At 62.1% G+C, this 18614-nt stretch carries 15 protein-coding genes and 1 pseudogene; 8 read left to right on the top strand and 8 right to left on the bottom strand.

The window, feature by feature from the left end:
• Positions 1 to 148: 148 nt before the first annotated feature.
• Positions 149 to 613, top strand: a complete 465-nt coding sequence (locus tag EFR00_RS29375; protein ID WP_009996604.1) for an RrF2 family transcriptional regulator — start codon at positions 149 to 151, stop codon at positions 611 to 613.
• A 55-nt stretch (positions 614 to 668) separates the two neighbouring features.
• On the opposite strand, the gene EFR00_RS29370 is transcribed toward EFR00_RS29375, so the two are convergent.
• The gene (locus EFR00_RS29370; protein WP_077994872.1) at positions 669 to 1793 is read right to left on the bottom strand and encodes a monooxygenase; all 1125 of its coding nucleotides are present in this window, start codon (positions 1791 to 1793) and stop codon (positions 669 to 671) included.
• Between the two features lie 165 nt (positions 1794 to 1958).
• On the opposite strand from EFR00_RS29370, the gene EFR00_RS29365 reads away from it, so the two are divergent.
• Positions 1959 to 2735 (top strand): metallophosphoesterase family protein, encoded by a 777-nt coding sequence (locus tag EFR00_RS29365; RefSeq protein WP_170961505.1) that lies wholly within the window; start codon positions 1959 to 1961, stop codon positions 2733 to 2735.
• Positions 2736 to 2771: 36 nt separating this feature from the next.
• On the opposite strand, the gene EFR00_RS29360 is transcribed toward EFR00_RS29365, so the two are convergent.
• The 3 genes from EFR00_RS29360 to EFR00_RS29350 all read right to left on the bottom strand — a co-directional run bounded on the left by EFR00_RS29360 (position 2772) and on the right by EFR00_RS29350 (position 8931).
• Positions 2772 to 5957, bottom strand: a complete 3186-nt coding sequence (locus EFR00_RS29360; RefSeq protein ID WP_077994871.1) for an efflux RND transporter permease subunit — start codon at positions 5955 to 5957, stop codon at positions 2772 to 2774.
• A complete protein-coding gene (locus tag EFR00_RS29355) occupies positions 5954 to 7129 on the bottom strand; it encodes an efflux RND transporter periplasmic adaptor subunit (protein ID WP_077994870.1) in 1176 nt (391 codons plus the stop codon). Before EFR00_RS29355 ends, EFR00_RS29360 begins: the two co-directional genes overlap by 4 nt.
• A gap of 257 nt (positions 7130 to 7386) precedes the next feature.
• Positions 7387 to 8931 (bottom strand): cation:proton antiporter, encoded by a 1545-nt coding sequence (locus EFR00_RS29350; protein WP_077994869.1) that lies wholly within the window; start codon positions 8929 to 8931, stop codon positions 7387 to 7389.
• Between the two features lie 235 nt (positions 8932 to 9166).
• On the opposite strand from EFR00_RS29350, the gene EFR00_RS29345 reads away from it, so the two are divergent.
• From EFR00_RS29345 to EFR00_RS29335, 3 genes are read left to right on the top strand one after another with little or no spacing between them, the layout of a single operon-like run.
• On the top strand, positions 9167 to 9631 hold the full coding sequence (locus EFR00_RS29345) for a MarR family winged helix-turn-helix transcriptional regulator (RefSeq protein ID WP_077994868.1): 465 nt from the start codon (positions 9167 to 9169) through the stop codon (positions 9629 to 9631).
• Positions 9624 to 10844 (top strand): HlyD family secretion protein, encoded by a 1221-nt coding sequence (locus EFR00_RS29340; RefSeq protein WP_077994867.1) that lies wholly within the window; start codon positions 9624 to 9626, stop codon positions 10842 to 10844. The genes EFR00_RS29345 and EFR00_RS29340 overlap by 8 nt, the downstream gene beginning before the upstream one ends.
• On the top strand, positions 10837 to 12378 hold the full coding sequence (locus tag EFR00_RS29335) for a DHA2 family efflux MFS transporter permease subunit (RefSeq protein ID WP_077994866.1): 1542 nt from the start codon (positions 10837 to 10839) through the stop codon (positions 12376 to 12378). The genes EFR00_RS29340 and EFR00_RS29335 overlap by 8 nt, the downstream gene beginning before the upstream one ends.
• Here EFR00_RS29335 and EFR00_RS29330 read toward each other — a convergent pair whose 3' ends face one another.
• The 3 genes and pseudogenes from EFR00_RS29330 to EFR00_RS29320 all read right to left on the bottom strand — a co-directional run bounded on the left by EFR00_RS29330 (position 12379) and on the right by EFR00_RS29320 (position 14306).
• A complete protein-coding gene (locus EFR00_RS29330; protein WP_077994865.1) occupies positions 12379 to 12996 on the bottom strand; it encodes a DNA-3-methyladenine glycosylase in 618 nt (205 codons plus the stop codon).
• Between the two features lie 49 nt (positions 12997 to 13045).
• Positions 13046 to 13360: a hypothetical protein gene (locus tag EFR00_RS29325; RefSeq protein WP_009985783.1), complete on the bottom strand. Its 315-nt coding sequence runs from the start codon at positions 13358 to 13360 to the stop codon at positions 13046 to 13048.
• Positions 13361 to 13397: 37 nt separating this feature from the next.
• Positions 13398 to 14306, bottom strand: a pseudogene (locus EFR00_RS29320) (LysR family transcriptional regulator).
• A 118-nt stretch (positions 14307 to 14424) separates the two neighbouring features.
• On the opposite strand from EFR00_RS29320, the gene EFR00_RS29315 reads away from it, so the two are divergent.
• Positions 14425 to 15168, top strand: coding sequence for an SDR family oxidoreductase (locus tag EFR00_RS29315; protein WP_077994864.1), 744 nt, complete (start codon positions 14425 to 14427; stop codon positions 15166 to 15168).
• Positions 15169 to 15398: 230 nt separating this feature from the next.
• Here EFR00_RS29315 and EFR00_RS29310 read toward each other — a convergent pair whose 3' ends face one another.
• Positions 15399 to 16310, bottom strand: coding sequence for a LysR family transcriptional regulator (locus tag EFR00_RS29310; protein WP_038690901.1), 912 nt, complete (start codon positions 16308 to 16310; stop codon positions 15399 to 15401).
• Between the two features lie 163 nt (positions 16311 to 16473).
• Between EFR00_RS29310 and EFR00_RS29305 the strand changes: the two genes are divergently transcribed.
• Together EFR00_RS29305 and EFR00_RS29300 are read left to right on the top strand one after the other, a co-directional pair.
• Positions 16474 to 17289 (top strand): alpha/beta hydrolase fold domain-containing protein, encoded by an 816-nt coding sequence (locus EFR00_RS29305; protein ID WP_077994863.1) that lies wholly within the window; start codon positions 16474 to 16476, stop codon positions 17287 to 17289.
• Between the two features lie 46 nt (positions 17290 to 17335).
• Positions 17336 to 18526 carry an efflux RND transporter periplasmic adaptor subunit gene (locus EFR00_RS29300; protein WP_038690899.1) on the top strand — a complete coding sequence of 397 codons (1191 nt, stop codon included), beginning with the start codon at positions 17336 to 17338 and terminating at the stop codon, positions 18524 to 18526.
• Positions 18527 to 18614: the final 88 nt, after the last annotated feature.

Raw genomic sequence — 18614 nt, 5'->3', positions numbered from 1 at the left:
TCATCAGGCCGAAGATTGGCGGCGCCTTCTGTGGACGTTGCCGAGATAAGCTATAAATAATAGCTATTTTGTTGTATCTTCACGCTTTCGACGCTATTTGCCTGCTATTGGCGGGGTGAATACTGCGTTTTCGACAGGGCAAAGACAAATGCTGACGAAAAAGGGAAAATATGGCCTGAAGGCGCTGGTCGATCTGGCGCGGCTGCCGCCGGGCGAGACCGCCTTCATCAATGACGTTGCCGCCCGCAACAATATCCCGAAGAAATTCCTCGATACGATCCTCTTGGAACTGCGCAATGTCGGCATTCTGCGTTCGAAAAAGGGGCCCGGCGGCGGTTATTCCCTCTCGCGGCCGGCCTCCGAAATCCGCATCGGCCATGTCATCCGCACGCTCGACGGGCCCTTGGCGCCGATCCGCTGCGCCAGCCGTACGGCCTATGAGGCCTGCGACGACTGCGCCGATCCGGAAACCTGTCAGGTGCGGCGTTCGATGACCGATGTTCGGGACGCGATCGCCGCCATTCTCGACAATATGACCCTCGAACAATTCGTTGCGGCGGGCGGACAGGTCGAGGGCGCGACGGAGGAATTACCGATCTCTGCCGCCAGCTGAGATCTCTTCCCTTTCATATCGTCCCCGCACAACGGCGGCGCTCTGCTGCAATCGTTCAGGTTTCGATCTTCTGCGACACATATTCGCCTGCGCTACGCAGCAATCGGTCCAGCGGCAGCGACAAGCCGTGAATGCGGGCGTTGCGCCAATGGCGATCGAGATTGAGCCCGATGGCGGCCGATGCCTGGCCTGCGAGTTCGAACAGCGCGTTGGCGGTGCTGAGCGCCGCTTCGCCGGCTATGATCGCGGCCGCCGAAGCGGAAAAATGCGCATCCGCCATCGCCGCCTCCACGGGATTGACCTGGGCAAAGTCGAGTTTTCGGCCAGCCCGTTCCAAGGCCGCCGCCGTCGCTTCGATGCTGACGGCGTGTTTGCCGATGTGAGCGAGGACGGCGGCGTGATCGCCGACCGCTGTCATCAGGTCGGCCCAGGCGGCGCGCGCGATACCGAGGCTTACCCCGGCCTTGAGCAAAAGGCCAAGCGAGACGCCGGTCGAATATCGAAACGAAGGCGCCGGCGCGATGGCATCGGCATTAACATGGAGTGCGCCGGCGATCGCCGTTGCCGACCCATTGGTACGCTGGCCGAAGCCGTCCCAATCATCGATCACCTGCAGGTCGTCGTCGCTACGGGTGAGGTACAGCGTCACCGGGCGGTTGGGCGCAAGTGTGTGCGCAGCGACAATCCAGTCGGCATAGAGAATTCCGGCCGCCTGCCGAGTGCGGCCGCTCAGGCGATAGCCAAGGCCTTCGCCGACCAGTTCGGATCCGTCAACGAACGTGGCCGCCGCGAAGCGGTCGCCGAGCAGCACACGGGCAAAGAGTGATGCCTTCAGATCTTCGGCGGTCTGAACGCGGAGTGTTTCCAGCGTGGAAAAATGATTTTCTAGGGTCTCGCCGATCGAGGCATCGGCCTCTGCAACGATCGCAACGATTTCTGCCAGCAGGGCGTTCGGCACGTCGAGCCCTTCATGGTCGGGCGGAACAGTGATTGCGGTCAGTCCTGATATCGACAGGGCGTCGAGCTCGGCAAACGGCAGAATGCGGTTGATATCCCGTTCGCTCGACTCGCGCCGGAATGCGGCGGCGAGGTCACGGGCCGTGGATATTGCCGCCTCCTCGCTTTCGATGCGCTGCGCTGGCGGTCTCAGGCGGTGATGAAACTGCGATACGGTTCCCATCGATCACTCTTTCCTCTGAGGGATAACAGGAGTGAGGGATTTCGCTCCGGATGATAAGAACGGTTTTTCTAGAAAAAACCGACGCTTCGAATTTTCTCACCAACTTGATCGCCTCGCCCTCCACGCTACTTATGGTTAACCGGGCTTCCTTGATTGAGAAACATGATGAGCGACTCTCTTGCTCGCCGCAGCGAGGTTTCGAAAATGGCACGCCAGCCGAGACCGCGTCTGACGCTGGATATTGCCGATATCCCAACCTATGCCATTGGCGACATTCACGGCCGGCGCGATCTGCTCGTCAAGGCAGAACAGGCAATCTTAAGCGATGCGGCACGGCTGCCGGGGCGCAAGCTGATCGTGACGCTCGGCGACTATATCGACCGCGGCCCGGAATCGGCACAGGTCATCGCTCACCTCATGGAGCCGGCGCCGGAGGGTTTCGATCGGATCTGCCTTGCAGGCAACCACGAGATCGCAATGCTCGACTATATCGACGGCTGGCTTTCCTATGACGACTGGATGCGGATCGGGGCGGCGCACTCGCTGAAATCCTATGGGCTCGATCCGGAGCATCTGCCGCTGGTCTTCCCCTCCGGCGCACAGCTCGACGCCTTCCTCCGTCATTCGCTGCCGCACACGCATATCGATTTCATGCGGGCTATGCCGATCATGCTGGACACGCCGAGCGTATTGTTCGTCCATGCCGGCATTGATCCGGCGCAGCCGCTCGAGGCGCAGACCGACGAGGATCTGGTCCTCATCCGCCACCGTTTTCTCGACAGCAGGATCCCGCTGCCGAAGCTCGTCGTCCACGGTCATACGCCGAATGACGAGCCGGAGATTCGCGCGAGACGGCTCAATCTCGACACACGCGCCTTTCGCAGCGGCAGGCTGACCGTTGCCCGCCTGTGGCAGGGCCAAGTGCATCTGTTTTCCACCTGACATCACGCCACCGGGAAGGCTCCGCCATCACGCCGATCAGACCGTCTCCCTTTCGGTCGGAACGGCCTCGACTGGCCTTTCGACCGAACGGTTGCGACGCCGGCCGCGCAGCACGACGTAGAAAACCGGCGTCAGGAACAGACCGAAGATCGTCACGCCCAGCATGCCCGAGAAGACCGCGGTGCCGAGCGATTGACGCATTTCGGCGCCGGGGCCGGTGGCGATGACAAGCGGCAGAACACCGAAGATGAAGGCGAATGCCGTCATCAGGATCGGGCGCAAGCGGAGATGGCTAGCCTCGATGGCCGCCTCTACCGGCGACTTGCCTTCCTCTTCCGCTTGTCTCGCGAACTCGACGATCAGAATGGCGTTCTTGGCCGCAAGGCCGATCAGAACGATCAGGCCGATCTGCGTCAGGACATTGTTGTCCATACCTCGGAGCGAAACCCCGATCAGCGCCGCCAGCACCGCGAGCGGTACGATGAGGATGATCGCGAGCGGCAGGACCCAGCTTTCATATTGCGCCGCCAGCGCCAGGAAGACGAAGATCACCGACAGGGCGAAGATGTAGATGGCGGTGTTGCCGGTATGGGTTTCCTGATAGGCGAGTTCCGTCCATTCGAACGTCGTTCCCTGCGGCAGGATTTGCGCCGCCAGCGCTTCCATCTTCTTGATGGCGTCGCCCGTCGATGTGCCTGGCGTCGGATTACCCTGAAGCGGCACCGAGACATACATATTGTAGCGTTGGACGAGCGCCGGGCCGCTGGCGTCCTGAATATCCATCAAGGTTCCAAGCGGGACCAGCGCGCCGGTCGCCGATCGAACCTTCAGGGCGAGGATATCTTCCCTATCCATGCGGTACTGCCGGTCGGCCTGGGCGCGCACCTGGTAGACACGGCCGAACGCATTGAAATCGTTGACATAAGCGACGCCTAGGTTGATCGAAAGCGCATTGAAGATATTGGGGATCGGCACATTGAGGAAGCGCGCCTTGTCGCGGTCGATCGCCAGGAAATATTGCGGACTTGCATCGGAAAATGTCGTAAAGACGCCGGTCAGCCCCTCCGTCGTCGCCGCCGCACCCATCATCTGGCGGGCGAGGGCGAGCACCCGCGTCATATCCGCGTTTTCAAGATCGGAAATCTGCATCTTGAAGCCGCCGGAATTGCCGACACCGCGCACGGACGGCGGCGGTATGGCGATGATGAAGGCTTCCTGGATGCTTTGCAGCTTGCCGAAAAGCTCGCCGATGATCTTGTTGGCGTTGTCTCCGCCTTCTTCGCGTTCGGCAAAGGATTTGAACGGGACGAAGACGACGCCGGCATTCGAGGCGTTGGTGAACGTCGCCCCGCTGAAGCCGGCAAATTGCACGGCATTGCCGACACCCGGCACGGTACGGGCGATATCACCCACCTGCTTGACGACGGCGTCGGTACGCGCGAGCGAGGCGCCGTCAGGAAGCTGTATGACGATGATCGCGTAACCTTGGTCCATGGTCGGGATGAAGCCCGAGGGAACGCGCGTGCCCATGTACCAGGTTGCTCCCAGCAGGCAAACGAAGGCGACCATTGCGGCGCTCAAGCCGACCCAACTGCTGACCAGATGCCGAACGGTCCAGGAATAGCCGGAACTCATCCGGTCAAATCCGCGATTGAAGCCATTTGCAAGGCTGCGGCCCAGGCGTGTGGCCACGTTGACGCGCCTGGTCTCGTGGTCATGGGGCTTGAGCAATATGGCTGCCAGGGCGGGCGAAAGCGTCAGCGAGTTCAAGGCTGATATCGCGGTCGTGACGGCGATGGTGACCGCGAACTGCCGGTAGAACTGTCCGGAGATGCCTGGAATGAAGGCTGTCGGCACGAAGACGGCGATCAACACCAGCGAGATGGCGACGACCGCGGTTCCGACCTCGTCCATCGTGACATGGGAAGCTTGTTTCGGCGTCATGCCGCGGGCGAGATTGCGCTCGACGTTTTCCACCACGACGATCGCGTCGTCGACGACGATGCCGATTGCCAACACCAGGCCGAACAAGGTGAGCATGTTGAGTGAGAAGCCGAACGCCAGCAGGACGGCGAAGGTGCCGATCAGCGAGACCGGGATGGCAATGATCGGAATGATCGCGGTGCGCCAGGATTGCAGGAAGACGAGAACGACGATCGCCACCAGGATCGCCGCCTCGGCGATGGTTCGATAAACTTCGGAGATCGAATCCGAGATGAATTCGGTGGTGTCGTAGACGATGCGATATTCCAGGCCCTGCGGGAAATTCTGCGACAGGTCCTTCATGATCGCCTGGACCTGATGAGCGGTGTCGAGGGCATTGGTCCCCGGTCGGGCGAAGATGCCGAGTGCGACCGCAGGGTCGTTATTGAGATAGCTGTTGGTGACGTAGTCCTGTGCGCCGAGCTCGATGCGCGCTACGTCCTGCAATTGCACGAGCCGGCCGCTCTCCGTCGATTTCACAATGACATAGCGGAACTCGCGCACGTCGGAGAAACGTCCGTCCGTCCGCACCGTGTATTCAAACGCGTTCTTGCCGGTGACCGGCGGCGCGCCGATCTTGCCGCCCGACACCTGGACGTTCTGGTCTCTGAGGGCGGCGACGACGTCATCGGATGTCATGCCGTAGGCAGACAGCTTTTCCGGGTCCAGCCAGATTCGCATCGAATACTGGCGCTCGCCGAAAAGCTGCACGTCGCCGACGCCATCGAGGCGAACGAGAACGTCGCGGATGCGGTTGCGGGCGTAGTTCGAGACGTAAAGCTGGTCATAACGATGGGTCGGCGACAACAGGTGTACGACCATCATCAGATCCGGCGAACTCTTGTCGGTTGTCACGCCAAGCCGCTGGACTTCCTCGGGAAGACGGGGCAGGGCGATGGAGACGCGGTTCTGGACAAGCACCTGGACCTTGTCGAGATCCGTGCCGAGCTTGAAGGTGATCGTCAGCGACATGGCGCCGTCGGCGCTGGAGTAAGAAGACATGTAGAGCATGTCTTCGACGCCGTTGATCTGCTGTTCGAGCGGTGTCGAAACCGTATCGGCGATCGTCTGCGGATCGGCGCCCGGATAGGAGGTGCGCACGACGATGGTCGGCGGCGCGATCTCCGGATATTGCGATACCGGCAGCTGTGTATAGGCGATGCCGCCGACGACGAGAAGAACGATGGAAATCACGGCCGCAAAGATCGGCCGGTCCACGAAAAAATGAGCGAATCTCATTGTCCGCTCTCCGCGCCAGCGGTTTCGGGCGCCGTGTCCTGCCGCTCCTTCGGCAGTTCGGTCATCTGAGGCGTGATCTTCGAGCCGGGACGGGCGCGGATGACTCCGTTGACGATGATCATCTCGGTGCCGTCGAGACCCTCGCGTATCACACGGTAGCCGTAGAGCCGCGGTCCAGGCCTCACGGGTTTGCTCGAAACCGTACCGTCGTCGGCGACGACATAGACGACGCGCTCGTTCTGATCCGAGCCGATTGCCTCGTCGGGGACAAGAACGGCCTGGTAGGTGTTGGAGGCTTCCACCTGTATGCGGCCGAAGAGGCCGGGCTGCAGGACAAGATCAGGGTTGGGGAAACGGGCCCGCAGGCGAATCGTGCCACTCTGGTTGTCGACCCGGTTTTCGGCGAAATCGAGCTTTCCCTTGAACGGTTTGGCATTGGGATCCGATATCGTGACGGACACATCCAGTCCGCCGCCGCCCTGCTGGAGATCCTTGCCCAGTTTGCGGGCCGTGTCGGCAAAATTCAGCAGGCGGCGCTCATCGACGTCGAAATAGAAATCGATCGGGTCGAGAGAAACGATCGTCGTCAGCACGGTCTGGTCGGTCTGCACGAGATTGCCGGCCGAAATCAGCCGGCGGTCGATGCGGCCGCTCAGCGGCGCCTTGATTTCCGTATATTCCATGTCGAGCGACGCACGGTCGGCTGCGGCCTGGGCGCCGCGGACATTGGCCTCGGCCGAATCGAATTCGCGGCGGCGATCGTCCAGCGTCTGGGCCGACTGACTGCCGCTCGAGGCAAGCGACTGCGCACGCTTGTACTGCGCATCGGCAAAGACCAGGGTGGATTGGGAGGCCTCAAGCGTCGCCTTTGCCTGGTTGAGCGCCGTTATGAACGGTCTCTGGTCGATGACGAAGAGCAAGTCGCCCTGCTTGACCAGCGCGCCGTCCTGGAAATGGATTTCCTGCAGGTAACCGCCGACGCGCGAGCGAACGGAGACTTCGTCGACCGGTTGGAAGCGGCCGATGAACTCGTCGCTGTCGACAACGTCGCGAACGACCGGCTTGGCAACGGTGACGGGTGGGGCCGGTGGGGCGTTTTGGGCAAGCGCCGCTAGCGGCATGAGCACGGCCATGCTGCCAAACAGCATCATCTGTCGAAGCGCGAAAGTCATGCCGGTCCTCCAATCTCGGCGGCCGTTTATTGCCGCCAAACCTAAGATGAAGTGATGCTGTTCATGTCTTGCTGCTTGAACGGGGGCGTACGCCCCCGGAATTCTCCGGCGTTTGATCCCCTCGCAAGGAAGGCCGGCAGGCAATGCAGATGAGAAAAATCGTAACCCTTTGGAAGCGGACTATAAGCGGCAGGGGCGAAAAATTGCAAATGCCAATTGGCTGCGTTTTTGAATCCATAAAAGCTTCATAGGCAGTGTCAGCTCTCGACGATCTCGTCCCTGCCGGGCGGCAGCGCGCCGAGTTCGGCCCAGTCAAGCTCCTGTTCAAGCATGTGAAAGACATCGTCGTCGATCTCGCCGGCGCGGCGCATCGCCGCAAGCTTGGCGCGTTTTGCGACGATTACGTTGCGGCGCTGTTTGTCGAGCTTGCTGACCTCGCGTGGATGTTTCCCATCCGCGGCGATCTTGCGCTCCGAGGTGTAGACGTCACGCAGGATGCGGGTGGATTCGTCCTCGCCGCCAGCAAGCTCGGCAAGTGCTGCATCAATCAACGCCACGCGGGCTCTGGCGAGATCGCGGTCAAGAGACGTATCCGGTTCGAAATTAAGGAAACGGATCAGCGATCCGAGCGTCAGACCCTGAACAATCAGGGTGCCGAGGACGACGGCGAGCGCGCTGAGCAGGATGATGTCGCGATCGGGAAAATCGATAGGCAGGGCGAGGGCGGTCGCCAGTGTGACGAGGCCGCGCATGCCGCACCAGCCGGCAAGCAGGCTGGTCGCGAACGTCGGGGCCGCCTGTTTCGCGCGTCCGCGCGCCGCGAGAAAATTGATCGCCCGGTTATAGAAGAGCACCCAGGCCAGGCGCACCGCGATGACGGTGGCAAAGACTGCGGCAGCGAAGGTGATCGCGAAATTCAGGCGGCCGGGATCAAGATCAAGCACGATCTGCCGGGCCTGCAGGCCCATCAGCAGAAAGGCGAGCACATTGAGCAGAAAGACGGCAGCCTCCCAGACGGAGTAGGAGTGGATGCGGTGGCGGGCCGTCTGCCGTTCCGGCATGTAGCGGGCGATCACCATCGCGTATACGACGATCGCCAGAATCGCCGACAGGTGCAGCCGCTCGGCGATGATCCAGGTGCCGAAGGTGGCGACGAACTCCAGCAGAGTGCCGCCGAGAGTGCCGGCGAGCTTCAACCCGACGACCATGTAGAGCCGGCCGAGGAGATAACCTAGGATGAGGCCGCCCGGCACGGCCAGAGCCAGTTCCGCCAGAGCGCCGGTGAAGAAGGTCGGGCTTGCGGCAGCGGTGACGGCGGCGCTGAAGATCAGGAGTGCCACGGCATCGTTGAGAAGGCTCTCGCCCTTCAGGACGACATAGGTCTGGCGCGGCAGCGCGAAGCGGTCGAGCATGGCGGTCGCGGCGGCCGCATCCGGCGGCGCGACGATAGCGCCGAGCGCGACAGCCGCGGCAATCGGCAGCCCGGCCATCGTCACCCCGACGACGGCGACGGCGGCAGCTGTCAGCACCACGGCGATGGCGGCGAGCGAGAGGAGCGGCATCCAGTTGCGGCGCAATGTCCGCGGCGGCAGATCGTAGGCGGCGTCGAAAAGCACGGGCGCGACCAGCAGCGCCAGTGCAAGGTCGGGATCGATTGCAATCTCGGGTGCCCAGGGCACGGCGGCGACGATGACGCCGGCGAGCGAGAGCATTGTGGGATAGGGGATCCGGAATCTCCTGGAGAATTGCAGGAAGACGATCGCCACAAGGAGCAGCGTCAGCATGCTTTCGAAGAACGCCATCGAGCCCTCCTGCGCACCTCATGGAGGCGAAGTTCTTCAGGAACTAGGGCCGAAACTGCCCTGCGGCCACCGTACGTGCGCTGCAACCGGCAAAGAAGGTATGGTTTGCCCCCCGCGGCTGCGGCATTTCGACCGCGGCCCTGAATCTGTCGACGCTGCTCTTGTGCAGTGCACTCGCCCGGAATATAAATACCCATATCATAAGTATGCTTATAAATAGCCGGCAAAGGTACCAATGAACACCACGCCCACTCTCGGTTTCCTTCTCCACGACGTCGCACGGCTGCTGCGCAAGCGGTTCGAGCAACGCGCGAAGTGCCTCGGGCTGACGCGTTCGCAGTGGCAGACACTTGCCTATCTCTCGAACAATGAAGGTATCCATCAGAGCGGCCTTGCCGAAATCCTCGAAGTCGAGCCGATCACTTTGGTGCGCATCCTCGACAAGCTTGCCGAACGCGGGCTGATCGAGCGCCGCCAGCATCCGACCGACCGGCGCATCTGGCTGCTCTACATGCGCGAGGAGGCGCATCCGTTGCTCGCCGAAATGCGCGAACTCGGCGATGTAACCCGAGCCGAGGCGCTGGAAGGCGTTTCCGCCGAGCAACGCGAGCAGCTCTACGAGATACTATCCGTTATGAAGACGAACCTGGTGCAGGCTTGCCGAACACCGGTTGAAGAGAATGAGATGAACGATGGCTGATCAATCCAACCTCCGCGTCGTCGCCGACGCCAATGCCAAGACATCTGAAGAAAACCAAGTCAAACAGCAGGAAACGGTAGCCGAAGCGCCTTCATCCAGTTCAGCGCCGGCTGCCGCCGTGGCTGCGCCTGGCGGCAACAAGGTCCGCCGCCGGCGCAGTCTCACGCGGCCCGTCCTGTTCGCGCTGCTGCCGGCGGCGCTCGTCGCCGCGGGTTATTATTACGTCAATGGCGGCCAGGTGATGTCGACCGACAACGCCTATATCCAGGCCGATATGGTCGGCGTCACCACCGATGTCTCGGGCATCGTCAACGAGATCAACGTGCGCGAGAACGAGGCGGTCAAGGCGGGGCAGGTGCTCTTCAGCCTGAGGACCGATTCCTTCAAGATCGCGCTCGACGGCGCCAAGGCGCAGCTCGGCGTGCAGCGCAACCAGATCATGAACCTCAAGGCCAGCTATCAGCAGTCGCTGGCCGAGATCACCCAGGCGCAGGCCGACCTGCCTTATTATCAGGAGCAGTTCGACCGGCAGCAAAACCTCGTCAACAACGGCAGCGCGACGCAATCGGCCTATGACGAGGCCAAGCACAATCTCGAGGCCGCGCAACAGAAGGTGACCGTCGCCAAGGCGGAGGCCGCAACGACGCTTGCCCAGCTCGGCGGATCGGCCGACCAGCCGATCGAGGAGAACCCGCTCTACCTGCAGGCCAAGTCGAATGTCGACAATGCCCAGCGCGAGCTTGACCACAGCGTCGTCAAGGCGCCGTTCGACGGCATCGTCACCAATGTCAACGCCTTGCAGGTCGGCTCCTACCTGCAGGCTTCGCAGCAGGGCTTCTCGCTTGTCGCCACCGACCATCTGTGGATCGCCGCCAGCCCGAAGGAAACCGAGCTGACCTATGTCAAACCCGGCCAGACGGCGGAGATCTACGTCGACACCTATCCCGGCGTGACGTGGAAGGGCAAGGTGGAGAGCATCAGCCCGGCCTCCGGCTCCAGCTTCGCGCTGTTGCCGGCCCAGAACACCACCGGCAACTGGGTGAAGGTCGTCCAGCGCATTCCGATGCGCGTCAGCATCGAGGATACGCAAGGCAAGCCGCCGCTTCGCGTCGGCATGAGCACGGTCGTCGATGTCGAAACCGGCCATGCCCGCGGCCTGCCCGACTTCGTCAACAAGCTTCTGGGCCGGCCTCAGGGCGGGGATGATGAGTAGCTCTCCCGCGTCTTCGGCGACCCCTGTTGCCAATCGCGGTGCGATCACCGCCTGCGTCATCCTCGCCGTCATCATGCAGGCGCTGGATACGACGATTGCCAATGTGGCGCTGCCCTATATTCAGGGCAGCGTGTCGGCGTCGGCCGACCAGATCAATTGGGTGCTGACGTCCTATATCGTCGCGGCGGCAATCATGACGCCGCCCTCCGGTTTCCTTGCCGCCAAGTTCGGCCGCAAGCGCGTGCTGCTCGTCGCCATATCCGGCTTCGTCGGCGCCTCGGTGCTCTGCGGCCTGGCGCAATCGCTGAACCAGATCGTCGCCTTTCGCCTGCTGCAGGGCCTGTTCGGCGCATCGCTGGTGCCGCTTTCCCAGGGCATCCTGCTCGACATCTACACGGTCGAGGAGCGCGGTTCGGCCATGGCGCTCTTTGGCGTCTCGGTCATGGTCGGGCCGGTGCTGGGGCCTGTCATTGGCGGCTGGCTGACCGACAATATCAGCTGGCGCTGGGTGTTCTACATCAACGTGCCGATCGGCGCGCTGGCCTTTGCCGGAATCGTCGTCTTCGTTTCGGAAACGAAGAGGGATGCGCTCGCCAAGCTCGACTGGTTCGGCTTCGGGATGATGAGCCTGTTCATTGCCTCGCTGCAGCTCTTCCTCGACCGCGGTGAGCAGCTCGACTGGTTCTCCTCAGGCGAGATCATGCTCGAAGCGATTATCTGCGCTTCGGCCTTCTATCTGCTTCTGGTGCACACGCTGACGGCGGAGAAATCCTTCGTCAATCCGAAGCTGTTTCTCGACCAGAATTTTTCGATCAGCATGATCTTCATCTTCGTGATCGGCATCACCTATCTCGCCTCGCTGGCGCTGATGACACCTTATTTGCAGACGCTGATGGGCTATCCCGTCATTACCGCCGGCATCGTCATGGGGCCGCGCGGGCTCGGCACCATGCTCTGCATGTTCATCGTCGGGCGGCTGATCGGCAGGGTCGATACACGCTGGCTGCTGGTGCTCGGCCTCGGCCTGACCGCCTGGGCGATGTACGACATGACCGGCTGGACGCCCGACGTCTCGCAATGGACGATCATCTCGGTCGGCTTTATCCAGGGCGCCGGTCTCGGTTTTCTCTTCGTGCCGCTGACGACGATCGCTTTCGCCACGCTGCCCGCCCATATGCGCGGCGACGGCACCGGCCTCTACAATCTGTCGCGCAATATCGGCTCGTCTGTGGGCATCTCGATCGTCTCGGCGCTGATCGTCGAGAATACGCAGAGCAATCATGAATCGATCGCTGCCTATGTGACGCCGTTCAACCACGCCTTCAACGCGGTGGCGGCACAGGGGCTCAGTCCCGTGACGGCAGCCGGACGCGCCTCGCTCAACGAGATCATCACGCTGCAATCGACGATCATCGCCTATATGGACGATTTCAAGCTGTTGATGCTGATGTCGCTCGCGGTCATTCCGCTCGTGCTGCTGCTGCGTAAGCCGAAGGCCGCGCCCGCCGTCGACCACAGTGCCGTGATGGAATAGTCAGCGAAACGGTTTGCTGAGATAACGCGATCCCTGGATGCCGAAGCGCCATGGCACGTCGGCATTTTTGGTGATACCGATGCGCTTTCCGGAAACGATCGGCACCGGCGCGGAGGGCGTCAGTGCATAGGGTGGGCGGTCGAGCAGCCTGTCGTTGATCTGAATGTCGATGCCGAGCGCCAAGCAGAGCTTGCCGGGGCCGCTGCAGAGCGCCGTCAGCATATCGGTGCCGCGCCGCTCCATCATCAAAGGAATTCCCGTTTCCGGCTCGAGCGCCCGGATCAGCACGGCCGAACCCGGACGGCAGACGAAGTTCAGGCACCAATACATGCCGTAAATGCGGTAGATGTAGGCATTGCCGGGGCGGCCATACATGGCGCCGTTGCGCTTGGTCGGCCCGCGAAAACTGTGCGAGGCCTCGTCATCGGGGAAATAGGCTTCCGTCTCGGTGATGCGGCCGCCTACGCCGTCGACTGAGAGATGGCAGCCGAGCAGATCCCGGGCAACGGCGATTGCGTCGCGCTCGAAAAACACCCTGAGACTTTCGCCGGCAAGCGCGCCGGCGCCGATCGCGCCGCTTGTCATTCCACCATCGGTCATGGCCGAGGCAGATACCATTCGGCGCGCTTGGCGTCACCCCCAAAGGGCTTGACGTGGCAAGCGGGTGTTACCGGCCGGCGTTCGGATCGCGCATCGGGATCGATGTGACGGTGACCGAAACCGGGTCGCTTGCCGGAAAAGAATCCTCGAGGCCTTCCTCCAGTTCCTCTTCGAGCACGTTGGCATCCTTGCTGCGCGGGCCGTCGCCATGGACGGGTTCAATCGCTGTCGCAACCAGGGCCTTGGCGCGCGAAACGGCATTTTCCGAGGTCAGCTCGGGCGTGCTGCGCAGCGTCACGGCAATGCTGTCTTCGCCCTCGCCACCGAATTCGACGACGAAGCCGTCTTCCGTCTGGTAGACAGTGATGTCGCTGAGTGCCATGGCTCCCCCAAAAGCGCCTACATTAGCAAGGCGTGTTTTAGTTATGCCCGCTTTCCGAATTTTGTCGAGCGAAGACCTTCACCAGCCACTCGATGAAGACGCGCACGCGCGGTGAAAGCTGGCGGTTGCGGGGATAGAGCAGGGATACCGGCGTCGGGGTCAGCGGAAAATCCTCGAGCACACGAACCAGCCTTCCCTCAGTGAGATCTCTTTCAGCGTGATAGCGCGGGATCTGGATCAGGCCGAGGCCCATCCTTGCCGCGGAAACATAGCTTTCGGCGGCGTTGACGGCGACGATCGCGGGAATGGTGACGTTGCGCACTGCGCCGTCGACGATGAATTCGAGCGGCAGCAGAGTGCCGGTGCTGCTGGAGCGGAAGCCGACCATGCGGTGGCCGGTCAGCCGGTCCGGATGCTGCGGCAGGCCATGTGCGGCGATATAGGCCGGAGAGGCGAGGGTGATCTCGTCGAGCATGGCGAAGCGCCGGGCGACCATATCGCTATCCCCGGGCGTACCGACGCGCAGCACGCAATCGATGCCTTCGCGCACCAGATCGACCAGCCGATCGCCCTCGCTCATCTAGAACTCGATCTCCGGATAGGTCTCGAGAAAGGAAGGCAGGCTCGGCAGCACGAAATGCCGAGCCAGCGTGCCGTGCACATCGACGCGCAGCAGTCCCTTCGGTCTGGCGCCGGCAAAAGCGCCTTCGGCATCCTCGATGTCGGCGAGGATCGACAGGCAGCGTTGGTAATAGGCCTCGCCGTCGAGCGTCGGGCTGACATGGCGCGTGGTGCGCTGGAGCAGGCGCACTCCGAGGCGGGCCTCGAGCTGCTTGACCGCATCGGTTACGGTCGAGCGCGGAAGGCCGGTGTCTTCCGCGGCAAGGGTGAAGCTGCGGCGCTCAACGACGCGGCAGAACACACGCATGGCATCGAACCTGTCCATCTGTTTGTTCGCCTTTCACGGATAATGATGCCGAAGAATGCACGATTATCCGCACTGGCAAAAGGCGCATCTTCTTTCCGTCGAAAACCCGCTGCGGCGCAGATGAAGGAGAAGAACAATGACTTCCAACCAAAGCAGCAAGGTCGCACTGGTTACCGGCGCTTCGCGCGGTATCGGCGCGGCGGTCGCCAAGCGCCTCGCCAGAGACGGTTTCACTGTCGTCCTCAACTATTCCGGCAATGCCGTGCCGGCCGAAGAACTGGCCCGGGAGATCGAGCTGGCCGGCGGCGAGGCGCTGACCGCGAAAGCCGATGTCAGCGATGCGGACGCCGTGCGCCGCATGTTCGATGCCGCGGAAACTGCTTTCGGTGGCATCGACGTGCTCGTCAACAATGCCGGCATCATGATGCTCTCGTCGCTCGCCGAGGCTGACGATGAGAACTTCGACCGGCAGATCGATGTCAACCTCAAGGGCACCTTCAACACGCTGAGGGAAGCGGCCAAGCGTTTGCGCGACGGCGGCCGGGTCATCAATTTCTCGACTTCGGTCGTCGGGCTGAAGCTTGAAACCTACGGCGTCTACGCCGCGACCAAGGCGGCCGTCGAAACGCTAACGGCGATCATGGCCAAGGAAATGCGCGGCCGCAATATTACCGTCAATGCGATTGCGCCCGGTCCTGTCGCCACCGATCTTTTTCTCGACGGCAAATCGGAAGAACTCGTCGTCCGCATGGCGAAGATGAACCCGCTGGAGCGCCTCGCCACGCCCGAGGACATCGCCTCGTCAGTCGCCTTCCTCGCCGGCCCGGACGGCGGCTGGATCAATGGCCAGACGCTGCGCGCCAATGGCGGCATGGTCTGACCAGGCCGACCTCATCGCGATTATGTGAACGGCGCTTGTGAGTTTTTCCTCTTACAATTTTATGGAGAGTGCTTATAACGGATTTATCGCGAGAGAGTGGAGTTCCCTGACGCTCTCTTACGAACCTCCAGAGCCTGCCGCGCCGCTCTGCGGCGCGACAGGCCCGATGTTCAAAATATTGCGGCCCGTCGAAGGTTCCCCTGCCTTCCGGGCCGTATCTGTTTTGCCGCTCAATAGTCGTTCAGCCTGGCCTCGACCAGAAGCTTCACCAGCCAGTCGACGAAGACGCGGACCTTGTTGCTGAGGTGACGGTTCGGCGGATAGACGACATAGAGCGGGATCGGATCGCGGCGCCATTCCGGCAGCACGCGGACGAGTTCGCCCCGCCGCATCGGTTCGCGCACCATGAAGGTCGGCACCTGCGCGACGCCAAGCCCCGTCAGTGCCGCGGTCAGATAGGTGCGGCTGTCGTTGACGGAGGCGATGTAGCGCGGGTTGGTCTCGATCGTCTCGTTGTCCCTGCGAAATTCGAAGGGCAGCGTCCGGTTGTTCTGAGCGCGGAAATAATTGACCGAGTAGTGTGCGGCCTCCAGATCTTCAGGGCGTTCGGGCATGCCGAATTTCTGGATGTAACTTGGCGAAGCGCAGGTGATGAGCTCCATCTCCGAGACGCGCCGGGCGATCAGCGACTGGTCGGTGGGCGTGCCGGCCCGCAGCGCGCAATCGACATTTTCGACCAGATAATCCACCGTGCGGTCGCTGACGCCGAGGTCCAGACGGATATCGGGATAGCGCTGATAAAAGTCGCACAGCGCCGGGACGACGATCGCATCAGCAAAGGCGCCGCTCATCTCGACGCGCAGCCGCCCGCTCGGCAGGCTCTGCGAATTGGAGAGGCTGCCGTCGAGTTCCTCCAGTTCGGAGATAAGCTGCGCGGCGCGTTCGTAATAAAGCGCGCCGTCCGTGGTCACCATCACCCGGCGCGTGGTACGGTTCAGAAGCTTGGTGCGCAGATGCGCCTCCAGGCCCTGGATAAGATTGGTCACCGTCGCCTTGGGCATGGCGAGCATGTCGGCGGCGCGGGTGAAATTGCCCGTCTCCACCACGCGGATGAAGACACGCATTGCCGAAAGCTGATCCATCGGTTTCAAGTCCGCAGTTTGCGTTGCACCATTATTCGAGAATTGGAACAGTGTAATCGCGATATCACTTCTTATTCCCTGTTCTGAATAACAATATCTTTTTTGTACAAAATGCAAGCGACAGCGTTGTCGGTCAGTGGCGATGCGTACAAAGGCCGGAACCATGACGGTGGAATGGAAAGATATGATGCTGGACAAGGTGGCCATCGGCCCCGTTTCCGCACGCATCTACCAGGGCGCCGATTACGGCAAAGGGCCGCCGATCGTGCTTTACCTGCATGGCGGCGCGTTTCTAGATCGGGAGACAAATGTCGACCGGCCGGTGGCGATCAGCCTCGCCAAATCAGGCGCCATCGTCGCCGCCGTCGATTACAGCAGCCTGTCCGGCAACCTGTTTCCGCAAGTGTTGGAAGTTTCCTTTTCCGTTTTTACCTATCTCGCCAACAAGCGCGCTGCCGGTCTTGGCGACCGCAAGTCGCTGTTATTCGTTGCCGGTGAGGAGGCAGGCGGCAATGTCGCCGCCGGTGTGGCGCTGAAAGCGCGCGACCAGCTGCCCGACGCGCTCGACGGCCAGGTGCTGATTTCGCCATTGCTTGATCCCTTCATGGGCACCTCCTCTATCCGCAAAGCGGAAGCCATCGGCATGCGGCAACGCTGGACTGAGGGCTGGAGCCATTACTTAAGCGGCGGCGGTTGCCACCCTTACGCGGCACCTTGCCTCTGTTCGCGTCTTTCAGGCGTCGCCCCTGCGCTGATCTTCACCGCCGAGGACGATCCTCTGCACGACGAAACAATTGGTTACGGTGCCCGCCTGAAGAAGGCCGGCGTCGGTGTGCGCCAGCATGTCCTTCCCGCCGGGACGGGCTGGCCCTCGATTTATGGTGGGAAATCCGGGGAAGCGCCCGATTGGCAGGAACACGTCAGCCGCCACTTCGGAAGTTTCCTTCAGGACGTAGGCGTCCAACCGCAATTGCATTGAAGAAGATCTGATATTTGAGCGGCTTGGGGCCGTAAGGAGAGTACTGATGACGTCCAGAAGCAAGCGCTGGGCCCTGGTGGGCGCCGGCATGGGTCTTATTGCGTCGGTTTCCGGCGCTGCATTGTTTTTCGAACTGCCGATGAGCACGACCGCCACGGCCGCTTCCGCGCCGGCGCAGCCTCCCGCCGTGCCGGTGACGGTTGCCGTCGTCGCGGCGCGCGACGTAACGGCATGGGAAAATTTCTCCGGCCGCCTCGAAGCCGTCGACCGTGTCCAGGTTCGTTCCCGCGTCGCCGGCGCCATCCTGTCGGTGGCCTTCCGTGAAGGTGCGCTGGTCAAGCAGGGCGACCTGCTGTTCACCATCGACCCGGCTCCTTACCAGGCGAGCGTGGCGCAGGCGCAGGGCCAGGTCGCTTCGGCTGAAGCCAAGGTCAGCCTGGCGCAGACCGAGCTCGATCGCGGCCGCAGGCTTTCCGACAACCGCACCATCTCCCAAAGCGATCTCGATCAGCGTCAAAGCGCGCTGGCCGAGGCGCAGGCGGGGCTGCGTTCGGCGCAGGCCGCTCTGCAGTCGGCTCAGCTCGATCTCGATTACACTGAGGTGCGGGCGCCGGTTTCGGGCCGCATCGGCAAGATCGAGGTGACCACGGGCAACCTGGTTGCGGCCGGCTCGGCTTCGCCTGAACTGACGACGCTGGTTTCGGTCGATCCGATCTATGCGAGCTTCAATGCCAGCGAGGAAATGGTGACGCGCGCCCTTGCCCAGCTGCCGCAGACGGACGGCGCCCTGCCGCCGGTCGAACAGATCCCGGTCGAAATCGGCACGCTCGCGGATGATGGCACCCCGATCAAGGGCAAGCTGCAACTGATCGACAATGAGGTCGATGCATCAAGCGGCACGATCAGCGTGCGCGCCGTCTTCGACAATCCGGGCGGGCGTCTGATCCCCGGCCAGTTCGTGCGGGTGCGCATGGGCCAGCCGAAGGCTGAGAACAAGATCGTCATCAGCGACCGTGCTGTCGGCACCGACCAGGACAAGAAGTTCGTCTTCATCGTCGACGGCGAGAACAAGGTCGCCTACCGGCAGGTCCAGCTCGGCACGCTGTCTGACGGTCAGCGGGTGGTCGAAAGCGGCCTGAGCGCCGGCGAGAAGATCGTCGTCAACGGTCTGCAGCGCATTCGTCCTGGCGCCGTCGTCATTCCGCAGATGGAAGAGAAGGTCGCGACCGCTCAGTAATTTGCGCCTTTCCCTGTGGGGGAAGGTCAATAGCCGAATTGATTTCACCCGCCGGCGGCTCCCAGCCGCCGGAGAGGGACTTCGCATC

This window comes from Rhizobium sophoriradicis (genome assembly GCF_003939025.1).
Classification (GTDB): Bacteria; Pseudomonadota; Alphaproteobacteria; order Rhizobiales; family Rhizobiaceae; genus Rhizobium; species Rhizobium sophoriradicis.
Note: the sequence above shows the minus strand (reverse complement) of the source record. Positions and strands in the feature narration are given on the sequence as shown.